The sequence below is a fragment of the Paenarthrobacter sp. NPDC089675 genome (assembly GCF_044749185.1).
Lineage (GTDB): Bacteria > Actinomycetota > Actinomycetes > Actinomycetales > Micrococcaceae > Arthrobacter.
Genome location: NZ_JBIVHM010000003.1, coordinates 57,206 through 76,835 on the forward strand (window position 1 = coordinate 57,206; position 19,630 = coordinate 76,835).

The 19,630-nt window shown below is 63.1% G+C and carries 19 protein-coding genes; 10 read left to right on the forward strand and 9 right to left on the reverse strand.

Features of this window, described 5'->3' with window-relative positions; all coding sequences use genetic code 11:
* Positions 1 to 58: 58 nt before the first annotated feature.
* From ACIPY2_RS07900 to ACIPY2_RS07910, 3 genes are all read left to right on the forward strand, one after another.
* Positions 59 to 1,147 (forward strand): lipid II:glycine glycyltransferase FemX, encoded by a 1,089-nt coding sequence (locus ACIPY2_RS07900; protein WP_400265821.1) that lies wholly within the window; start codon positions 59 to 61, stop codon positions 1,145 to 1,147.
* 104 nt (positions 1,148 to 1,251) lie between these two features.
* Positions 1,252 to 2,571, forward strand: a complete 1,320-nt coding sequence (locus ACIPY2_RS07905; protein WP_400265822.1) for a peptidoglycan bridge formation glycyltransferase FemA/FemB family protein — start codon at positions 1,252 to 1,254, stop codon at positions 2,569 to 2,571.
* A gap of 19 nt (positions 2,572 to 2,590) precedes the next feature.
* Positions 2,591 to 4,078: a threonine/serine exporter ThrE family protein gene (locus ACIPY2_RS07910; protein WP_400265823.1), complete on the forward strand. Its 1,488-nt coding sequence runs from the start codon at positions 2,591 to 2,593 to the stop codon at positions 4,076 to 4,078.
* Positions 4,079 to 4,094: 16 nt separating this feature from the next.
* On the opposite strand, the gene ACIPY2_RS07915 is transcribed toward ACIPY2_RS07910, so the two are convergent.
* Positions 4,095 to 4,934 (reverse strand): siderophore-interacting protein, encoded by an 840-nt coding sequence (locus ACIPY2_RS07915; protein WP_400265824.1) that lies wholly within the window; start codon positions 4,932 to 4,934, stop codon positions 4,095 to 4,097.
* Positions 4,935 to 5,117: 183 nt separating this feature from the next.
* Complete coding sequence (locus tag ACIPY2_RS07920) at positions 5,118 to 5,885, reverse strand: uracil-DNA glycosylase (protein WP_400265825.1); 768 nt, start codon at positions 5,883 to 5,885, stop codon at positions 5,118 to 5,120.
* A 108-nt stretch (positions 5,886 to 5,993) separates the two neighbouring features.
* On the opposite strand from ACIPY2_RS07920, the gene ACIPY2_RS07925 reads away from it, so the two are divergent.
* From ACIPY2_RS07925 to ACIPY2_RS07945, 5 genes are all read left to right on the forward strand, one after another.
* Positions 5,994 to 6,329: a DUF3263 domain-containing protein gene (locus ACIPY2_RS07925; protein WP_400265826.1), complete on the forward strand. Its 336-nt coding sequence runs from the start codon at positions 5,994 to 5,996 to the stop codon at positions 6,327 to 6,329.
* Positions 6,330 to 6,379: 50 nt separating this feature from the next.
* On the forward strand, positions 6,380 to 7,003 hold the full coding sequence (locus ACIPY2_RS07930) for a LytR C-terminal domain-containing protein (protein WP_400265827.1): 624 nt from the start codon (positions 6,380 to 6,382) through the stop codon (positions 7,001 to 7,003).
* 167 nt (positions 7,004 to 7,170) lie between these two features.
* Positions 7,171 to 7,374 (forward strand): cold-shock protein, encoded by a 204-nt coding sequence (locus ACIPY2_RS07935; protein WP_400265828.1) that lies wholly within the window; start codon positions 7,171 to 7,173, stop codon positions 7,372 to 7,374.
* Between the two features lie 313 nt (positions 7,375 to 7,687).
* Positions 7,688 to 9,313 (forward strand): chaperonin GroEL, encoded by a 1,626-nt coding sequence (gene groL / locus ACIPY2_RS07940; RefSeq protein ID WP_400265829.1) that lies wholly within the window; start codon positions 7,688 to 7,690, stop codon positions 9,311 to 9,313.
* A 143-nt stretch (positions 9,314 to 9,456) separates the two neighbouring features.
* Positions 9,457 to 10,536: an RNase H family protein gene (locus ACIPY2_RS07945; protein ID WP_400265830.1), complete on the forward strand. Its 1,080-nt coding sequence runs from the start codon at positions 9,457 to 9,459 to the stop codon at positions 10,534 to 10,536.
* A 64-nt stretch (positions 10,537 to 10,600) separates the two neighbouring features.
* Here ACIPY2_RS07945 and ACIPY2_RS07950 read toward each other — a convergent pair whose 3' ends face one another.
* From ACIPY2_RS07950 to ACIPY2_RS07965, 4 genes are all read right to left on the reverse strand, one after another.
* Positions 10,601 to 10,891, reverse strand: a complete 291-nt coding sequence (locus tag ACIPY2_RS07950) for a WXG100 family type VII secretion target (protein WP_400265831.1) — start codon at positions 10,889 to 10,891, stop codon at positions 10,601 to 10,603.
* A 104-nt stretch (positions 10,892 to 10,995) separates the two neighbouring features.
* The gene (locus ACIPY2_RS07955; RefSeq protein ID WP_400265832.1) at positions 10,996 to 12,441 is read right to left on the reverse strand and encodes a sensor histidine kinase; all 1,446 of its coding nucleotides are present in this window, start codon (positions 12,439 to 12,441) and stop codon (positions 10,996 to 10,998) included.
* A 2-nt stretch (positions 12,442 to 12,443) separates the two neighbouring features.
* Positions 12,444 to 13,154, reverse strand: a complete 711-nt coding sequence (locus ACIPY2_RS07960; protein WP_400265833.1) for a response regulator transcription factor — start codon at positions 13,152 to 13,154, stop codon at positions 12,444 to 12,446.
* Between the two features lie 84 nt (positions 13,155 to 13,238).
* Positions 13,239 to 13,868 (reverse strand): LysE/ArgO family amino acid transporter, encoded by a 630-nt coding sequence (locus ACIPY2_RS07965; RefSeq protein ID WP_400265834.1) that lies wholly within the window; start codon positions 13,866 to 13,868, stop codon positions 13,239 to 13,241.
* A 68-nt stretch (positions 13,869 to 13,936) separates the two neighbouring features.
* On the opposite strand from ACIPY2_RS07965, the gene ACIPY2_RS07970 reads away from it, so the two are divergent.
* Together ACIPY2_RS07970 and ACIPY2_RS07975 are read left to right on the forward strand one after the other, a co-directional pair.
* Positions 13,937 to 14,857, forward strand: a complete 921-nt coding sequence (locus ACIPY2_RS07970; RefSeq protein WP_400265835.1) for a LysR family transcriptional regulator ArgP — start codon at positions 13,937 to 13,939, stop codon at positions 14,855 to 14,857.
* Between the two features lie 88 nt (positions 14,858 to 14,945).
* On the forward strand, positions 14,946 to 15,170 hold the full coding sequence (locus tag ACIPY2_RS07975; protein ID WP_400265836.1) for a hypothetical protein: 225 nt from the start codon (positions 14,946 to 14,948) through the stop codon (positions 15,168 to 15,170).
* A gap of 24 nt (positions 15,171 to 15,194) precedes the next feature.
* On the opposite strand, the gene ACIPY2_RS07980 is transcribed toward ACIPY2_RS07975, so the two are convergent.
* The 3 genes from ACIPY2_RS07980 to ACIPY2_RS07990 all read right to left on the reverse strand — a co-directional run bounded on the left by ACIPY2_RS07980 (position 15,195) and on the right by ACIPY2_RS07990 (position 19,627).
* On the reverse strand, positions 15,195 to 17,246 hold the full coding sequence (locus ACIPY2_RS07980) for a multicopper oxidase family protein (RefSeq protein ID WP_400265837.1): 2,052 nt from the start codon (positions 17,244 to 17,246) through the stop codon (positions 15,195 to 15,197).
* A gap of 12 nt (positions 17,247 to 17,258) precedes the next feature.
* The gene (locus tag ACIPY2_RS07985; RefSeq protein ID WP_400265838.1) at positions 17,259 to 17,732 is read right to left on the reverse strand and encodes a hypothetical protein; all 474 of its coding nucleotides are present in this window, start codon (positions 17,730 to 17,732) and stop codon (positions 17,259 to 17,261) included.
* A gap of 233 nt (positions 17,733 to 17,965) precedes the next feature.
* On the reverse strand, positions 17,966 to 19,627 hold the full coding sequence (locus tag ACIPY2_RS07990) for a DNA repair helicase XPB (protein ID WP_400265839.1): 1,662 nt from the start codon (positions 19,625 to 19,627) through the stop codon (positions 17,966 to 17,968).
* Between the last annotated feature and the right edge of the window lie 3 nt (positions 19,628 to 19,630).

A 19,630-nucleotide genomic window follows, 5' to 3' on the forward strand; every position in this document is an offset into this window, starting at 1 on the left:
TGCCCGCATGCGCCCCGCATTTTGAACACCGCTTTGAACACTGCATTGAACCCTGAGATTGGACACGGCCACCTTGCGAGAATTTACCGCCCGCTTTGCCACCGCCGAGGAAATCGATAACTGGGACAAGCACGTCACGGCCAATCCGAACGGCGGCAACATGCTGCAGTCGGACGCCTACGCAGCAGTCAAGGACGGCAACGGCTGGCTGGTCCGTCGGCTCGTCGTCGAGACCGCCGACTACTCCAGCTACAACCTGCTGCTGGAGAAGAAGTTCCCTGTCTTGGGACGCCTCTGGTACCTCATCAAGGGGCCTGACGCCGCCGCCGTCGAAGATGTGAAGCCCATGCTGGACGCCGTCGCCCGTTTGGCGAAGGAACAGAAACTGAACGTCTTCACCATCAAGATAGAGCCCGACGTCGTGGAGTCGCCTGAGGTGACCGCCCAACTGCAGGCCGCCGGCCTGGTCAAGGCCCCGAACATCCAGTCCAACGACTCCACCGCGATCCTGGATATCAGTAAGCCTAACAACGAGGTCCTCCGCAGCATCTCTTCCCGGGCCCGGAATGCGGTGCGCAGGGCGGAGCGCGAGGGGTGCGAGGTCATCCAGGAAGAAGCCGGCGAGCAGAGCTACAAAAAGCTCTACTCACTCATGCAGAACACCGTGAACGCCAAGGGGGCCATGCCCTTGCGCAGCTACGAGTACTACGCCACTTTCTGGGGAGAGTTCAGCAGCCGCGGACAAGGCCACTTCTTCTTTGTCTACGAGGATTGCCGGCCGAGCGTCGGCGCCTTCGTGATCAACTACGGTTCCAAGGCAACGTACAAGGACGGCGGCTCAACCCAGAACCGCAAGCAGTACGGCGATTCGCACCTGACCCAGTGGGCCGCAATCCAACGCATGCAGGAACTCGGCTGCGTCGAGTACGACTTTTGCGGCACTCCGAGTTCAGCCCGCATCAAGGACAAGAGCCACCCCCTGTACGGCCTCGGATCGTTCAAGACGAGCTTCACCAAAACGGTCACTGACTTCGTGGGCTGTTATGACTTGGTCCTGAGCCCGCTCCGGTACAAGCTCTGGCTTAAGGGTGGAGAGAAGGTCTTCCGCCGTTTGGAGACCATGCGCACCGGCGGCCAGTTCTACTAAAAAGCACCGCCCGGCAAACAACAAGGCCCGCCCCGGCCACCAACGGGTGCAAATCTATCTAGGTGAGGTAATTTTCTTTGACTCCGATCGAGGCTGGAACCGACATGGAATTCGTGATTCTCAGTGACGCTGATTTCGAGACCTTCGCCAAGGGACACCCCCAGGGGAGCTTCATCCAGTCCATGGAGCTGACCCGTTTTCAGCGGGCGCGCGGGCAGGAGGTGGAGCTGTTTGGCGTCAACCGCGGCGGCACCCTCATCGCTGCCGGAAAGATCGTCTATTCCACCAACCGCATCGGGTACAAGGTGGCTGACTGCGCCAAGGGACCACTGATGGACTACAGCGACGCGGCCGCGGTGAGGCCCGTCGTCGAACTCCTCAAGAAGCACGCCGCAGCGAAGAAAGCTGCCGAGCTGCGCATCTCGCCCAACATCAAGTACATTGCGCGCGATGAGGACGGCGCCGAGCACCCGGAGATCGAGGACAATCGTCCCCTGATGAAGGAACTCGAGGGACTTGGGTTCAAGCACCAAGGCTTCGATATGAACTTCGCCAACATCAACTGGATGTTCATCAAGACTTTGGACGGCATCGCCGACGCCGAAGAGCTCATCATGGGGATGAATTACCGGACCCGGAAGGCCATCCGTAAGGCCGAGAAGAACGGCGTCTATTTGGAGCAGGCCACGCTGGAGACCCTGGACGACTTCTACAACGCCCTCAAAACGGCGGGGGACGAGAAGGGCTTCACGTACCGCGAACGCGAATACTACGAGCAGCTGCTCCGCAATACCTCAGATGAGTTCACCAAGCTCATGATGGCCAAGATCAACATCCCGGAATACCGTGCCTCCATCACGGAACGGCTCGAGGCCGAATCCAAGACTCTCGCCGACCTCAAGCGTGAGGTGGAGGAAACCGGCAGCAAGAAGAAGGCCAACCGGGTCAAGGTCGTCCAGGACCTCGTGGACAGCTATGAACGAAGCCTCAAGGACATCGAGCGCTTCCCGGACTCCGTTGGCGTGGCTACGGTGGCCGCCATCCACTTTGCGTGCTCGGGTGATGAGCTCACGTGCGTCATCGGCGGCACGGTCCAGGACTACATCTACTTCAACGGCGCCACGTCGCTGTATTGGGGCATGATGCTGCACGCCCTCAACAATGGCTACTCGCGCTACAACTTCTATGGAACGTTCGGCATCCAGGGCCAGGATGAAACCGGTCATGGTGGGTACGAGTTCAAGAAGGGCTTCGGCGGCGAGGTGGTACAGCTTATCGGCGACTTCGTTGCTCCCGTCAACCCGGTCAAGTACACGGCCTACCGGGCGGTCAGGAAGCTCGCAGGAGCCGCCCAGACCGTTTTGGGAAACTTGCGGGAACCGGCAAAATTGCCCGTCATAGGAAAACTCCTCAAGGGAAACTGAAGCAAAGGAGGAATGCTGCGTGACTGAACGCCCGGAGGGCATTGGCGGCAGGCCTCACACGGATGGCTTGCCTAAGACCCAGCCGCTGCGGCCGTCGCAGGTTCGGCAGAACGCCAACGCCAAGCGCATGCTGATGCGGCTGGTGCAAGGTGACAGCCCGCCTACGGCACCCATGAGCATCGTGGACAGGCTGGCAGGAAGCCCTTACGCCAACCCCACCATCCAGGTGGCCGGGGTGGACGCCTCAGCCCGCAAGACGATCGACTTCGCCTTGCACCTTGCCGAGGCAATGTTCCGCTACGGGGCCGGTGCCTTGGAGGTGGAGACCAGCATGATCGCGGTCACCGCTGCCCTGGGCCTGAAGAATATCGAGGTGGACATCACCAACCAGTCGGTGGCCATCAACTATGCCCCCAAGGACCAGACGCCCATCACGCTGCTCCGTGTGGTGCGGTCATGGACCAACAACTATGCCGGTCTGGCCCAGGTGCATCAGCTCGTCACGGACATCGTGGCCGGGGGAGTGGGCCGCGCCGAGGCCGTGAAACGGCTTAACGAGATCGTTCGCAGCGCCAAGCCCTTCCCTCGGTGGATGGTCACCGTGGCTTTCGGCGTGTTCGCTGCCGTGTTCGTAGGTGTCCTCGGCGGCGGTCCGGGGGCATCCGCGCTGGCGTTCGCATCCAACCTGCTCATCAGCCTGGTGGCCCGGCAGTTGGGCCGCTGGCGCACCCCGGACTTCTTCATCACCATGGCCTGCTCGTTCCTGGTCACCTTCATCGCCTTGATGCTGCGATGGGCGGGCGCGGACATTGCGCCGTCCATTGTGGTGGCGGGCGGCATCCTGCTCCTGCTTCCCACAGGCCGGCTTGTCTCCTCGGTACAGGATGCCATCAACGGCTTCCCCGTGACGGCCGCGGGCCGCTTCCTGTCCACCCTGCTGACGTTCGGTGCGATCGTGGCGGGAATCGCCGTCGCCGTCGTGACCGGAACCTTGATGGGCAGCGCGGTCCTGGACGTCACCAACACGTTCCCGCCCGCCTATCCGCTCTGGGGTCAGGCGATCCTGATCGCCATTGCCGTGGCGGCAATTTGCGTCACCGAACAGACGCAGATGCGCCTTTTGCTCCCGACGGCGGCAGTCGGCCTGGTGGGCTTCTTCGTCTTGTGGGGGGCCGCCGAGCTCGGCCTCGGCGACCGCTTGTCACCCGCCGTTTCGGCGGTGGTTATTGGCCTTCTTGGCCGGGTGGTGGCGTTGAAGCTGGGGGCGCCGCAGCTTGTGGTGGCCGTCCCGGCTGCCCTGATCCTGTTGCCGGGCCTCACTATTTTCCGCTCGATGTATCTGTTGACCACGGAGGAAACGAACATCCTGCTGGGTGCCGGCGGCATGCTGAATGCGGCGGCAATAGTGCTGGGCGTGGCGGCGGGCATCGTGCTCGGGGACAACCTTGCCAGGCCGCTGACCAAGGGCCTGTCCAGTAATGAGCGGCGGAGGGTGCGCCGGCGCTAGATCCTGCTGGATCTTGCTAGATCTTGCCGATGGCAAGTTTCTTCTCGGCCTGGAACACTTCCTCCACCCTGCCTTGGGCCCAATAGCCGGACAGGGAGACCTGGGAGCGTTCCAGGCCGTGCTGGACGAAGAAAACCTCACGGAGGCCCTTCATGTATCCGCGCTCACCGTGCGCGAACACATCCACGCGTCCGGGCAGCCACTCAACGTTGCGTACGGCGTCCAGCAGGAGATCGCTGGATCCGGCCTGCAGTCCGTTGCGGTATAGCCAGCGGATTTCCAAACCGGTGGGAGCGTTGAGGGGCAGAACATCGTCGGCGGTGTCGACCTCCAGGAACGCAACACCCCGCGCGTCCGGGCTCAGGGCTTCGATGGACGCGGCGATCGCCGGAATAGCGGCATCATCACCGGCGAAAAGGTACCAGTCGGCCTCGGGCGCCGGGTTGTACGCCCCGCCCGGGCCCGTGAACGTGAGGCTGTCCCCGGGTTGGGCAGCTGCGGCCCAGGGCCCGGCGAGGCCTTCGTCCCCGTGCACCACAAAGTCGATGGCGAGTTCCCGGGCAGCCAGGTCCACCCAGCGGATGGTGTAGGTACGGGTGTGCGGCCACTGTTCCCGGGGCATGGTTTCACGGATGGCCCACAGGTCCAAAGGCAACTGGTAGTCAACACCGGGCTGCGGGAACACGATCTTGACGTACCGGTCCACATATTCGTTGTTGGCGAAGTCGCTGAAGCCCGGCCCGCCGGCGACAATCCGCACCATGTGCGGTGAGAGCACCTCTTTGCGCAGCACCGTCAGGGTGACTTGGGGACGGGTTTGGCGGGTAGCGGACGACGTCACGGGAAGAGCAGCCATGAAGGCAAGCCTAAGCCAGTCGGCTGCGCGCAGGCTGGGTATGAGTCGAACGTTACAACCGTTCCTCTCTCACCTCCCGCCCGCTTTTCCTGTTTCCTCTCTCATATACCGCCGCGTTCTTGGGATTCCTTTTTCACTTGGCCTGGGGGAGGGGCGGGTTGTGAGTGAGGATCGGGCGGGGAGCTACAGGACCGGCAATTCCCAATTGACCGGCGACGCGCCCTGCGCAACCAGCAACTCATTGGTCCGGCTGAACGGCTTGGAACCGAAGAAACCCCTCGACGCCGAGAGCGGACTCGGGTGCACGGACACGACCGACGGCGCGCCGTTCAGCAACGGCGCCACCGATTCGGCGTCCTTGCCCCAGAGGATCGCGACCAGCGGCTTGGGTTTCCCCGCGGCATCCGTTCGATTGACGACGGCGGTGACGGCCGCCGTCGTGATTGTCTCCCAGCCCTTGCCTCGGTGCGAGCCGGCACTTCCGGCGACCACGCTGAGGACCCGGTTTAGCAGGAGGACGCCTTGTTCGGACCATGCGCCGAGGTCCCCATGGACGCGTGGCGGCAATCCGAGGTCGTCCTGCAGTTCGCGGTAGATATTGGCCAGGCTTCGTGGAATGGGGCGTGTATTGCGGGAAACGGAAAACGCGAGTCCCACGGCGTGACCAGGCGTCGGGTAGGGGTCCTGCCCCAGGACAAGGACCTTGACGTCGGCCAACGGCTGCCGGAACGCGCGGAGAAGGTTCGAAGCGGCAGGAAGGATTTGGACGCCGTCCTTCGCTTGGTCGGTCACAAAGGCCATGACCTCGCGCAATGGCGGTTCAACCGGCCGCAAGGCTTCAGCCCAATCAGGCGCGATCAGTTCCTCCAACGGCTTGTCCAGCAGCGCGTCGAAGCCCTGATCTGCGGGAGCGTCAGGTTCAAGGTCAAAAAGTGCATCCTCGAAAGTCACCCGGCCATTGTCCCCCTCCCGGCACGGGGTGGGCGAATGACAGCGTTGTTATTCACCCGTAACATGGGGGTAGGACATTTTCCCCAACACGCGTCTTAGGAGTGTGCCGTGGCCGAACCAGCACCGGAACCGATGGCGACGCAGGCAGCCGGTTTCGCCCTCGAAGAACTCGCCGCAGGTGTCCGCACCGACTCTCCATTGAGCGAACGCGACCAGCAGATGCTGGCACTGGAACGGCAGTGGTGGAAGTACGCCGGGGCCAAGGAACAGGCCATCCGGGAGCTCTTCGATCTCTCTGCCACGCACTATTACCAGATCCTCAACGCCCTGATCGATACCGAGGACGCTTTGGCCCACGATCCCATGCTGGTCAAGAGACTGCGTAGACTACGTACGTCGCGCCAACGTGCGCGGACAGCGCGCCGTTTGGGGTCCGACGCGTAATTCGCCAGGCGCGATCTGTCAGCAGCAACCAGCAAGGACAACGCTTCACCATGACCAAATATGCCAAGGATGAATTCGACCGGGTTCCTCAGAACACGTCCCGCCAGGGCGTCCACCGGGATGCCACCGGGACCACCCGCCCCACTCTGTGGCCGGTGCTTACGGTCGGCGCAGTAGCCCTGGTGCTTGGCCTGGTGGCGTTCCTGATCCTGCCGCGCCTCGGGATCACAGCGCCCGCGGCCTCGTCCAGTGTCTCGACACCGGCGCCCCAGCAGAGCGGTGAGCCGTCACCCTCCGCCGCACCCAGCGAATCAGGCAACGCCCCGATCGCTTCGGGTGAGCCGACACCCGGTTCCACCCCTTCCGCTTCACCTTCCGCCACGCAGTCCTCCGCTCCGGTGGACAAGAGCACTGCCGTGGCTGTCTACAACGGAACGGCCACAGCCGGCCTCGCAAACCGGGTGGCCGGAATAGTCCAAAGTGGTGGCTGGACCCTTGGTACCGTGGGCAACTGGGGCGGCCTCCCGCAGCAGACTTCCGTGGTGTTTTACAACGCCCCCGCGCAGAAGGCGAATGCTGAAGCCGTGGGTGCCCTCCTGGGCATTACGACGATCGTGGAGTCCCCCGAAGTGCAGCAGCCGCTGGTGGTCGTTGTGGGACCCGGCTACCGGTAGATCCGCCTCCTGGAGCCGCTTGGAAGCCAACTCGGTTAAGCCTCAATAACAAAAATCATGCTCCGCCTCCGGGCAGGAGCGCGGCGGCAGTGACTGTGGTTACAGTGGACTGATTCCGGTACGGAGATCCCGACACCGGTCTTGGCTACTGCGAAAGTGTGGGCATCATGGCATTGGGAACCGTGAAATGGTTCAACGCCGAAAAAGGGTACGGCTTCATCACTGTGGATGACTCCGGCGACGACGTTTTTGTGCACTGGTCGGCGATCCAAATGGACGGTTACCGCGCCCTCGAAGAAGGCCAGCGCGTAGAGTTCGAACTGGGCGAAGGACTTAAGGGGCCGCAGGCTGAAAGTGTCCGCATCGCCTGACTGATGGCGCTGCCTCAGCTATCGGCTGAAAGCTCCCGGATATATAGCGCCAAGTGGCGCCTCTGCTTGCACTCTCCACGGTCGAGTGCTAATTATTGATTTAGCACTCTTGTGCATCGACTGCTAATTTCCGCGAACCCGCTATGGGGCCGGAGGATAGGTGGCCGGTGCCGGGAGGATCAAGAAACACCCTTGGTGGGGTGAGGTCCGGAGCAAGCGGCATACAGAGACCGCAAGCAAAGGATCGTCCGTCGCGGGCATCCCACCTGACAGGTACCTTCTTAACGTCTGTCCCGAAAGGACTACCGCCGTTATGGCCAAGATCATTGCATTTGATGAAGAGGCACGCCGCGGCCTCGAGCGGGGCCTGAACACCCTTGCTGACGCCGTTAAGGTCACCCTCGGCCCGCGTGGACGCAACGTCGTCCTCGAGAAGAAGTGGGGCGCTCCCACGATCACCAACGATGGCGTGTCCATCGCCAAGGAGATCGAGCTGGACGACCCTTACGAGAAGATCGGCGCCGAGCTGGTCAAGGAAGTTGCCAAGAAGACGGATGACGTCGCTGGCGACGGTACCACCACGGCGACGGTTCTCGCCCAGGCACTGGTCAAGGAAGGCCTGCGCAACGTTGCCGCCGGCGCCGACCCGCTGTCCCTGAAGCGCGGCATCGAGAAGGCAGTCGAGGCTGTTATCAGCGAACTGCTTTCTTCCGCCAAGGAAATCGAAACCAAGGAAGAGATCGCAGCCACGGCTTCCATCTCCGCCGGCGACCCGGAAATCGGCAGCCTGATCGCCGAAGCCCTGGACAAGGTGGGCAAGGAAGGCGTCATCACGGTCGAGGAATCCAACACCTTCGGCCTCGAGCTTGAGCTCACCGAGGGCATGCGCTTCGACAAGGGCTACATCTCCGCTTACTTCGTCACCGACGCTGAGCGCCAGGAAACGGTCCTCGAAGATCCGTACATCCTGATCGTCAACTCCAAGATCTCCAACGTGAAGGAACTCGTTGCGGTCTTGGAGAAGGTCATGCAGTCCAACAAGCCGCTGCTGATCATCGCCGAAGACATCGAGGGCGAGGCCCTGGCCACCCTGATCGTCAACAAGATCCGTGGCACCTTCAAGTCCGTCGCCGTCAAGGCTCCGGGCTTCGGCGACCGCCGCAAGGCACAGCTTGCCGACATCGCCATCCTCACCGGCGGCCAGGTCATCTCCGAAGAGGTTGGCCTGAAGCTGGAGAACGCCGGCCTGGAACTCCTCGGTACCGCCCGCAAGGTTGTTGTCACCAAGGACGAGACCACCATTGTTGAGGGTGCAGGCGACGCCGACGCCATCGCCGGCCGCGTAGCCCAGATCCGCGCCGAGATCGAGAACTCCGATTCCGACTACGACCGCGAGAAGCTGCAGGAGCGCCTGGCCAAGCTGGCCGGCGGCGTTGCAGTCATCAAGGCCGGTGCCGCAACCGAAGTTGAGCTCAAGGAACGCAAGCACCGCATTGAGGACGCTGTCCGCAACGCAAAGGCTGCCGTTGAAGAAGGCATCGTTGCCGGTGGTGGCGTTGCCCTCATCCAGGCCGGTGCCAAGGCATTCGCCAACCTGACCCTCGAGAACGACGAAGCAACCGGTGCGAACATCGTCAAGGTCGCCATCGACGCTCCGCTGAAGCAGATCGCCTTCAACGCTGGCCTCGAGCCGGGCGTTGTTGCCGACAAGGTCCGCGGCCTGCCTTCCGGCCACGGCCTGAACGCTGCCACGGGTGTCTACGAAGACCTGCTGGCCGCCGGCGTCAACGACCCCGTAAAGGTCACCCGTTCGGCCCTCCAGAACGCTGCCTCCATCGCTGGTCTGTTCCTGACCACCGAGGCTGTAGTTGCCGACAAGCCTGAGAAGAACGCTCCGGCTCCGGGCGGCGACGAGATGGGCGGCATGGGCGGCTTCTAAGCCCCCTGTTCTGCAGCATCGCGCATAGCAAACGACGGCGGTCCTCACCTTCGGGTGGGGGCCGCCGTCGACGTTTACCCGTTCAGGCAAGCTGGCGCCCAAGCAGGCTCTTTGTGTCAGTGCAGTCTGGCAGGATTGAATGCATGACGATTATTGCTGCCGCCGATGGTTCTGCCCTCGGTAATCCTGGGCCGGCCGGTTGGGCCTGGTATGTTGACGACTCCTGTTGGCGGGCCGGAGGTTGGCCGCATGGAACCAACAACATGGGTGAGCTGATGGCCGTCCTGGACTTGTTCCGATCCACCGCCCATATCCCGCAAGAGGACCTGCGGATCCTTTGCGACAGCCAATACGTCATCAATTGCATCACCAAGTGGATGCCGGGATGGAAGCGCAAGGGCTGGCGCAAGGCGGATGGAAAGCCGGTTCTCAACGTCGATCTCTTGAAGGACATCGATCAGGCCATCCAAGGCCGCAAATACACCTTCGAATGGGTCAAGGGCCACGCCGGCCATGAACTCAACGAAGCCGCCGATGAGCGCGCCCGCGCTGTTGCTACCGCATTCCAGCAAGGGGTTGCTGCTCCGAGTGGGCCCGGTTTCCAAACTGGTGCCGGGGCGTCGGTGGGATCGAAGGACTCCCAGGAGCGGATTCCTGCAGGTGCGGGGCGTTCCAGCGGCTCCGCTTCGTTGACCGGCGCCGTGCCGGCCGCCACCTTGGAAGCGGCAGCGGCAACGCGTCCACCCTCCAGCCCCCTTCCGGCATCCAAACTGGATCGCCCTCCCCGCCTTCATTCGGAACCGACCCTTTTCGGAGAATCGGGGATATTCGGCCAGGCGGACCTTTTCAGCGAACTCGAGGACGCTGCAGCTACTCCCGAAGTCTCGGCGGAAGAGCTGGTTGTCGCCTTGGAACGTGAACTCCTGCGACCTGACGTGCGGGCAGATATCGGCAGGATCGGGGTGCTCCTCCACCCGGATTTCGCCGAGATCGGTCAGTCCGGCAGGTTCTGGACACGCGACGCGATGATGGTGGCACTGGAGGAAGACCCCGGTGAACATGTGGAACTTGAGCTCCTCAGCGCGGACCGCCTGAGCGAGAACACCATCCTTTTGAATTACCGGAGCCTGTCCCATGCGGGTTCGGCGCTCCGCAGCTCGGTTTGGCTTCTTGAACGGGGCCAGTGGCGGCTGCGCTTCCATCAAGGAACGCCGGAAAGCTGACGTACTGACCTGCGGAGCCGTCCGCACAGGGGGAAGACGGTCGGCCCCGCAGGGGTTCAGGGGATCAGTAGGCGAAGCGCTGGGTGTTGCCCTGCTCAACCTCGGCGTAGTTTGAGGCGGCGGTGGCCAAGGCTACGTTGATGGAAGCGAGGGACGACTCCACCTTGCTCTGGGTCAGGGACCATTCGAGGACCAGCGAATGGAAGTTGGTGGCCGCCGAGCCGCGCCAGGTGGCCTGCAGCTCATCGAGCCCCTGCTTCATGGCCTGTACGTCGGTGCTGATCCTGTCCACGGTCGTTTGGACGTTGGACGCCTTGAGTTGAAGTAGCTCGGTATCGACGGAGATGACGCTCATGTGTACTGCCTTTCGACGATGTTGTTCCGCTTGTTGCGAAGAAAGTGTGGGCCACAACATCGAGCCTAGGCAGCCGCCAATACGGGCGTAACGGAGCTTCGCCGCTATGTGGATAACAGCTCTGCGGGCTCCTCATGGAACGGCAGGCTGACCACCAAAGTGGCCCCGCCGCCGTCGGTCTCCGCGACGCGGACAGTACCGCCGTGGGTGCCCACGATCGCCGCCACGATGGCAAGTCCCAGGCCGCTGCCACCCGTTTCGCGAGTACGCGAAGTATCCGCCCGATAAAAGCGCTCGAAGATCTTGTTCGTCTCGTCTTCGGGGATGCCGGGACCATGGTCGCGGATCTCGATCACGGATTGTGCGCCCTCCGGAGCCGTCCGGACTCCGACGGCAATCTCAATGGGACTGCCGTCGGGTGTGTATCGGAGGGCATTGCCCACCAGGTTTCCAATGACCTGCCGGAGCTTGGCCTCGTCGCCCTGGACCGGTGCCGGTCCGGGCGAAGAACCGTCCAGCCCCACTAGGCTGATGGTCCGGTCGGATGAGGAGGCCTTGGTGTCCACCACGGCGTCGTTGGCCAGGAGCTGGAGGTCTACCGGTTTGAGATGCAGCGGGCGCTGCTCGTCAAGGCGGGCGAGCATGAGGAGGTCCTCCACCATGGAGCCCATGCGCTTGGCTTCGCTTTCGATCCGCCCCATTGCAGTGGCAACGTCCTCGGGCGAGGTGAGGGCGCCGTGACGGTAGAGCTCGGAGAAGCCGCGAATGGTCACCAGGGGTGTGCGAAGTTCGTGCGAGGCATCTGCTGCAAAACGCCGCATGCGGGCCTCGGAGGCGGCCCGTGCTGCGAAGGAAGCTTCGATGTGGGCCAGCATCGCGTTCAAGGAACCACCGAGCCGTCCGACCTCCGTGTGGGGGTTGTCGATCTCAACGCGCCTGGACAGGTCGCCGGCGGCGATGGCTGCGGCGGTTTTCTCCACGCGTGCCAAGGGCCTGAAGGAACGGGCAACCGTCCACGTGGCGATGAAGAATGCCAACACGAGTGTCAGTAGGCCAACGCCGACCACAACCAGCACCGCGTGTTCCATGACCTTGTCCACCGGGGTCAGTGGCAGGCCGATGATCACCACGCCGTTTTGGCCGTTTGCGACGACGCCGACGGCCACTACGCGCCAGTTGGAACCGCCCGTGCCGTTTACTTGGAAGGGAACGTTGCCCCTTGCCTTGGCTTCAGCCGGCGTGATGTTGGCTATGGCGGGACGGTCGTTGGCGTTGCCCCCGAAGGGGTAGGGAGACAAGCCGGGAACGTAGAGGGTTAGTGAGTAGTCGGTGGGAACGCTCGGGTTGTACTCGGAAAGTTTGTCGAACGACTGCTGGTCTTGGGCAAGGGCGACTGCGGCCTTGAGTTTGTCGTCCACTTGGCCTTGCAGGTAACTCTTGACGAGCGTCAGCGTTCCAGCTCCTGTGGCCGCGAGGGCTAGCAGGAGCAGTCCCATGATGATGGCAACGAGCTGCGATCGCAGGGACGCCGATTTCCAGCGTTGCAGCAAGGTCAGCGCTTCTCTGCCGTTCGCAGCACATAGCCCACGCCGCGCTTGGTCTGGATGAGGGCGGCGGCATCGGGGTCGATGTCCACTTTGCGGCGCAGGTAGGAGATGTAGGACTCAACGATCGAGGCGTCACCGTTGAAGTCGTACTCCCAGACGTGATCGAGGATCTGGGCCTTGGACAGCACCCGGTTGGGATTGAGCATGAGATAGCGGAGCAGCTTGAATTCAGTGGGGGAGAGTTCTATCACCGTTCCGCCCCGACGGACCTCGTGGGCGTCGTCGTCGAGTTCGAGGTCATCGACGCGGATCACGGCGTCGTCATCCTCGAGCGGCTGGGTGCGGCGGAGCACGGCCCGGATACGGGCAACCACCTCGTCCAGGCTGAAGGGTTTGGTGACGTAGTCATCGCCGCCCACGGTCAGTCCGGTCACCTTGTCCTCGGTGTCGTCCTTCGCGGTGAGGAACAGGACAGGGAAGTGCTTTCCGGCTGCGCGGAGGCGGCGGGTCACGGTGAAACCGTCCATATCCGGCAGCATGACGTCCAGGACGGCAAGGTCCGGGGCATGGGCATCTGCTGCGGCCAGCGCTTCGCGGCCATTTGACGCGGCTACGACCTCGAAACCTGCAAAGCGCAGTGACGTGGAGAGAAGCTCGCGGATGTTGGGTTCGTCATCGACGACAAGGAGCTTGGCTTCGGGGCCGTTCTTTTTCATGACACCCATGATGCTCCCAGTATCTGGGAGTTATCTGGACGCTCTATGGGAGGGAACTGCGTGTCTCGTCGGTAAGCTGCAAGCCTACGAACCCAGGGCCAGGGTGGTGCCCAAAGCCAGCATGGTGAGGGAAATTCCTCCGTCCAGGATGCGCCACGACCGGGCCTTGGCAAAGAATCCGCGGAGGAACCGGGCCCCGAAACCAAGCAAGCAGAACCAGATGATGCTTCCGAGCATTGCCCCGGCGCCGAACCACCATTGCAGTTGCGCGCCTTGGGAGCTGGCAATTGATCCCAGCAGGGCGATGTCCAGGTATACGTGCGGGTTGAGCCACGTCAGGGCAAGCATGGTGGTGATGGCCGCGGCCGCGCCGCGTTTGGCGGGGGCTGCGGAGTCGTCGGCAGCCACCAGCGTCTGCGGGCGGAGCGCCCGCAGGGCCGCCATGCCGCCGTAGACCACCAGAAACGCTGCCCCGACATACCGCAGAACCACAACGACGGCGGGCGCGGCCGTGATGAGCGCACCTATCCCGAGGACCCCCGCCGCGATAAGCACGCCATCTGACAGTGCGCATACCGCCACGATCGGTCCGATGTGCTCGCCGCGGATGCCCTGGCGGAGCACAAAAGCGTTCTGTGCACCAATGGCAACTATGAGGGCGAGCCCGGTGGCCAGGCCAAGGCCTGTGGAGTTGAAGATGTCAGCAAAGTTCACCTTTCAAAATTATGATCGCCGCAATCCTAAGACCAGCTAATGATTCTTCAGGCCCCTAAGATTTTCTTATGACACAATTTCCTTCCGAACAGCTGCTGACGTTCGCCACGGTGCTCTCCGAGGGGACTCTCGACGCCGCCGCGCGGCAACTCCACATCACGCCGTCGGCCGTATCGCAGCGGCTGAAGGCACTGGAACAATCAGCCGGGCGTGTCCTCCTCCAGCGGAGCAACCCTGTCCAAGCCACCGAGGCCGGCGAAGTTGTCCTGCGGCTCGCCCGGCAGGTGGCACAGCTGGAGGCCGACGCCGGCGCGGAGTTGGGGCTGGGAACGGACGGCCCGCAGTTGGCCATACCGATCGTGGTGAATGCCGACTCCCTGGCCGTCTGGTTCCTCCAGGCGCTGAAGCGTATTCCGCCCGCATTGAACGTCACGTTCGACCTTCACCGGGACGACGAGCAACACTCGGCTTCTTTCCTGCGGTCAGGGAAGGTCATGGCTGCCGTGACCGCCACCCCTGATCCCGTCCAGGGGTGCCGGGTGGAACCGCTGGGCGTGATGCGGTACTGCGCAGTGGCCGAGCCCGGATTCGCGGCGCGATGGTTCGGCGACGGCGTGGACCAGGAGAAGCTCAACACGGCACCCACCGTGGACTTCGACCGGAAAGATACCTACCAGTGGGCGTTCGTGCAGTCATGGCCGGCACGGGGCCGGAAAAGCAGGCCAACGCTTGAACGCAAAGGGCCGAGGCACTACGTACCGGCTTCCCACGATTTTGGCGATGCCATTCGGCTTGGGCTGGGCTGGGGCCTGATTCCGGAGATCCAGTGTGGTGCGGACATAGCAGACGGCCGCTTGGTGGAGCTGGCCCCTGGCAGGCCCCACGACGTTCCGTTGTATTGGCAGCGGTGGAAGACGGCTTCCAACGTCCTGGACCTCCTCACTGATACCGTCCGGAAGACCGCTTCGGAGTTCCTCAGGCAGCCGTAGCCTCCAATGTGCCGCCCGAAACGACTCGATTCGGAACACGCCCGCCGATACTTCCAAAAATGTCAGTGCCCCATTCCACACTTGAAACATGGCAAAGAAAACAGCTTCCGTCAGCAACGCAGACCAAACGTTCGAGGTCCAGTACGAGTACCACGTCAGCTACCTGGACTCCGAAGTTGGCCGTGTCCAGGTCGAGGAATTCGCGGACCTTCGTGCCGCCGAGCGCTTTGCGGCCATCCAGCTCCGCACCGAGGACTGCTGGGCAGTAGTGGAACGCGTCGAGATCGCAGCCCACATCCGCCTCGCCGCCTAAGCATCGCTCGGCCGGGGCCGCGCACTACTCAGGCTTGTTGTGCCCGTGCCCTCCGTGGATGAACGGTGAGCTGACTCCTTGATACTGCAGGAGCATCATCATCCCTTCGGAGGCATGCTCCAGATTGTGGCAATGGTCCATCCAGATGCCGGGGTTGTCAGCCTTGAGCAAGAGTTCCCACACTTCGCCAGGCTGCACGTCAACGGTGTCAAGAACCAACGGTGAACCGGTTGGTGCAAGGCCGTTCCTGCTGAGGACCTGCACGTGGTGCCCATGAGGATGCATGGGGTGGGGCTCGGCTGTGCGGTTCACGATGGTCACTTTCACCACATCCCCTTTTGCCACCTCAATGGAAGGGACCAAGGGATACGCAGCGCCGTTCACGGTAAACGCATAGCGCGGGACGCCATCGACAAAGCGGAACTGCCGGTCCAGCACGAGTGTTTCGTCACGGTTGGCCGAGGGGACAGCTGCCGAACCTGGCAACGGTTTGCCATAGCCCATCAGGTCAAGGACAGGTGTGACGGCAAAAACACCCGGTGGCGCCTTGGCCGATACCGTACCAGGGCTGTCAGGTGGAGCGACAACCACTACGGCTTCGGCAGCGGAATCCACACGGACGGTCACCGGCGACGCCGGCATGGTGAACGTGACGTCGTTGCGGCCGCCGGCGCCAATCCGGAGCAGCTCTCCAGAGACTTCCCCGGGCTCGTTCACCTCCGTCCCGTCCACGGCGGCGACCTTGAATGCCGTACCCTCCAGCAGGTACCGCTGGGGCAAGTTGTCGGTGTTGACAAGCCGTACCCGCACTGCGGAGCCGGGGGAAGCCCGGTACACACTGCTACGGTCTGAGGAGCCCAGCAACCCCAGACCGCTGAGGTCATGCCCGGCCGCCACGATGTCCGTATCAGCACGGACGGCGGCGGGATCGTGCACGACGAATATGCCAAAAAGGCCCTTTCGGACTCCTTCGGCAGAATCCTGATGCGTGTGGTACCAATACGTACCCGATTGCGCAGCGGTGAAACGGTACGTCATGGACTGCCCAGGGAGCACTGCATCCTGCGTTGTGCCGGCCACCCCGTCCATGGCATTCGGGACGTCATAGCCGTGCCAGTGAAGCGTCACCCCGGCAGCCACATCACGGTTGTTCAGCACCACCTCCACTGTCTGGCCCAACTCTGCTTCCAAGGTTGGGCCGGGAAGGCTGCCGAACGTCCAGGCTTCCGTCGTTTGTCCGGACGGCAAGGTCACCCGTTCTACGCGCGCGGTGAGCTCGTAATGCCGGACCACCGCGTTGGCAGTGACGGTACCGAGCAATTGGGTTACTTGGGTGGTCGGCCCCGGAACTGTTGCCCCGCCGTCGTGATGTCCTACGGCGGCGGTAATGCTGTATCCATCAGTGGCGCGGCTGCCAAGCCAGGCGAAGACGCCCGAGCCCAAAGCCGTACAGGTCATGAGTCCGGCGACGGCGACTGCCGCCGTCGTGCTTGTTCGCCGCCCCGGGCGCCGACGCCGGCGCCGACCAGGAAGCCGCTCCGTCGTGTCTTCCCCGACCGCCGACGCTGGGGCGAAGAGCGCGAGCTTGACCAGCAACACTGCTCCTGCGGCGAGAAGCAGCAGGACCACCAGGGTCCAGGCGGCAGGGAAGGGACCCAAGACCAATATCAGCACGAGTGACCCAACCGCAGCCGCACTCGCCGAAGCCAATGCCAGTACTGCCCTTTCGCGGGCATCCGCTGCGTGAGGTTCTGCGCCGGTGTTCCGTCTCCTCAGCAAGTACGGAACACCGGCCATCGCGGCCCAAGCCGCGGGGATGGCGGTCAGGGGCAGACTGATGGTCAGGCGTTCGCTGGCGAACCACCAGTTGCCGGCCGCCAAGGCAGGAAGCAAAGCGTAGCGGGCCAGAGTCAGTACGACGGCGGCCACCACCAACAGGAGTGCTACGTCCGCACGACGTCGGATGGCCCTTCCCTTGACTGCCGACGCCCAGGTCATCCAAGCCGCAGCGGACCAGGCGCCGGCGGCGAGTACCGCCAGCACGAGGTCCACCGCAAGCAGCTGTGAGGTGTTCACAGCTGCCGGCGGTCAAGCGGTGGCAGAGGAGGCCGAGGCATCCGTGGATGCAGCTTTAGGCGGCAAAGGCTGCGGGTTGAGCGCCACCGCGCGTGCCCGGTTGAACAGCCAGTAGGACATGAAGATGATGAGCAGTCCCGTGACCGGGTGGATTGCGGCTACCCACGATCCCGAGGGCGTGATGAAGTCCTCGGAAGAACCCGTGAGCATCCCCCCGATGATGAAGATGAAGAGCTGCACCCAGGTCATCAGGAAGATTCCGGCGGCGAGCCAGATGGTTCGGGAGCCGGCCCTGGCAAGGGCCGCGACGATGACGGCGAGGAGGGCACCATAGCGGAGGACGAATTGGCCGTTGATGACGTGGTAGACGCCCGCCTCGCGTTGGGCCTCGATGGTGTTTTGGAAGTGGAAATAGCCGGCAAAGAACAGTTGGGCAAGTGATGAGAGCAGGATTATGGCCGCAAGGACCAAAAGGGTCTTACGCATGGGGAATCCTCGGACAAAAACTTAACGGATTCTTTAAGGCCTTCTAGTCATCGGCTCCCTTGGCTGCGGGCTGCCCCCACTGCCGATGACTGGCCGCCAGGCTGCCTGGACCAAGGGCAGCCCATCAGGGCGGAGAGCTTCACTTGGAATCGTAAAATTGCTGGAGATAAATAGCAAGGGAACCGGGGTTGATCGCCACGTGGTTCGGCCCGAAACCGGCCGACGGCCCGGGCTCAGCCTTGTTCCGTACCCACGTCTTTTCCCACGTCCTTGGCGTCCATGATGCGGTATGCGTAGCCCTGTTCGGCAAGGAAACGTTGGCGCTTCGCGGCGAAATCCTGGTCAAGCGTGTCGCGGGCCACGAGTGAGTAGAAACGTGCCGCCCGGCCGTCCTGCTTAGGCCGGAGGAGCCGGCCCAGGCGCTGTGCCTCTTCCTGGCGCGAGCCGAAGGACCCGGACACCTGGATGGCAACAGAAGCCTCGGGAAGATCGATGGAGAAGTTCGCCACCTTGGACACCACCAGGATCTGGATCTCACCCTTGCGGAACGCGTCAAAGAGCTTTTGGCGTGCTTTGACGCTCGTCTCGCCCTTGATCAGGGGTGCGTCGAGCCGTTCCGAAATCTCGTCGAGCTGGTCGATGTACTGGCCGATCACCAGCAGTTGCTCGCCCTGATGCGCAGCGACCAGCTGTTCCACCAGGGCCGTCTTGGTTTCGGAAGTTGCGCAGAGCCGGTACTTGTCGGCGTCATCGGCCATGGCGTAGGCAACCCGTTCGTCGCGGGGAAGGTCCACCCGCACCTCCACGCAGTCCGCCGGGGCGATGTACCCTTGGGCTTCAATGTCCTTCCAGGGCGCGTCGTAGCGCTTGGGGCCGATGAGGCTGAAGACTTCGCCTTCGCGCCCGTCTTCCCTGACCAGGGTGGCGGTCAAGCCAAGCCTGCGCCTCGCCTGCAAGTCGGCTGTCATCCTGAAAATCGGTGCGGGGAGCAGATGGACTTCGTCGTAGATGATGAGCCCCCAATCGTGCCCGTCCACGAGTTCAAGATGGGGGTACAGGCCGCCGCGCTTGGTGGTGAGGACCTGATAGGTGGCAATGGTTACCGGACGGACTTCCTTGACTGCCCCCGAGTATTCGCCGATCTCGTCCTCGGTCAGGGAGGTCCTCTTGAGCAGCTCGTCCTTCCACTGGCGCGCCGAGACGGTATTGGTCACCAGGATCAGCGTGGTGGTTGAGGACGTTGCCATCGCGGCTGCGCCCACCAGGGTTTTGCCGGCGCCGCATGGAAGCACGACGACGCCGCTGCCGCCGGCCCAGAAGTTCTCCGTGGCCACCTTCTGGTAGGGCCGCAGCTGCCAGCCGGTTTCGTCGAGCATGATGAGGTGCGGCTCGCCGTCCACGTAACCGGCCAGGTCTTCCGCGGGCCAGCCAAGCTTGAGGAGCAATTGCTTCAGCTGGCCGCGTTGCGAAGAGTGCACCACCACCGTTTCGCCGTCGATCCGCGGTCCAAGTAACGGCGCGATCTTCTTGGCCCGGATCACTTCTTCCAGTACGGGGTAGTCATCGGTCCGCATCACCAGTCCGTGCTGCGGGTCCTTCTCCAGGCGCAGGCGGCCGTAGCGGGACATGGTTTCTTCGATGTCGATCAGGAGGGCATGCGGGACAGGGAACCGCGAGTATTTCAGCAGCGTGTCGAGGACCTGCTCGGCGTCGAGCCCGGCCGCACGGGCGTTCCAGAGGCCCAGCGGGGTGAGCCGGTAGCTGTGCATGTGCTCGGGCGCGCGTTCCAGTTCGGCGAATGCGGCAATGGCGTGCCGCGCCTCGGTGGCAAGCTCATGGTCGACCTCGAGCAGGATGGTTTTGTCGCTTTGAACAATCAGCGGACCGTCGGTCACTCT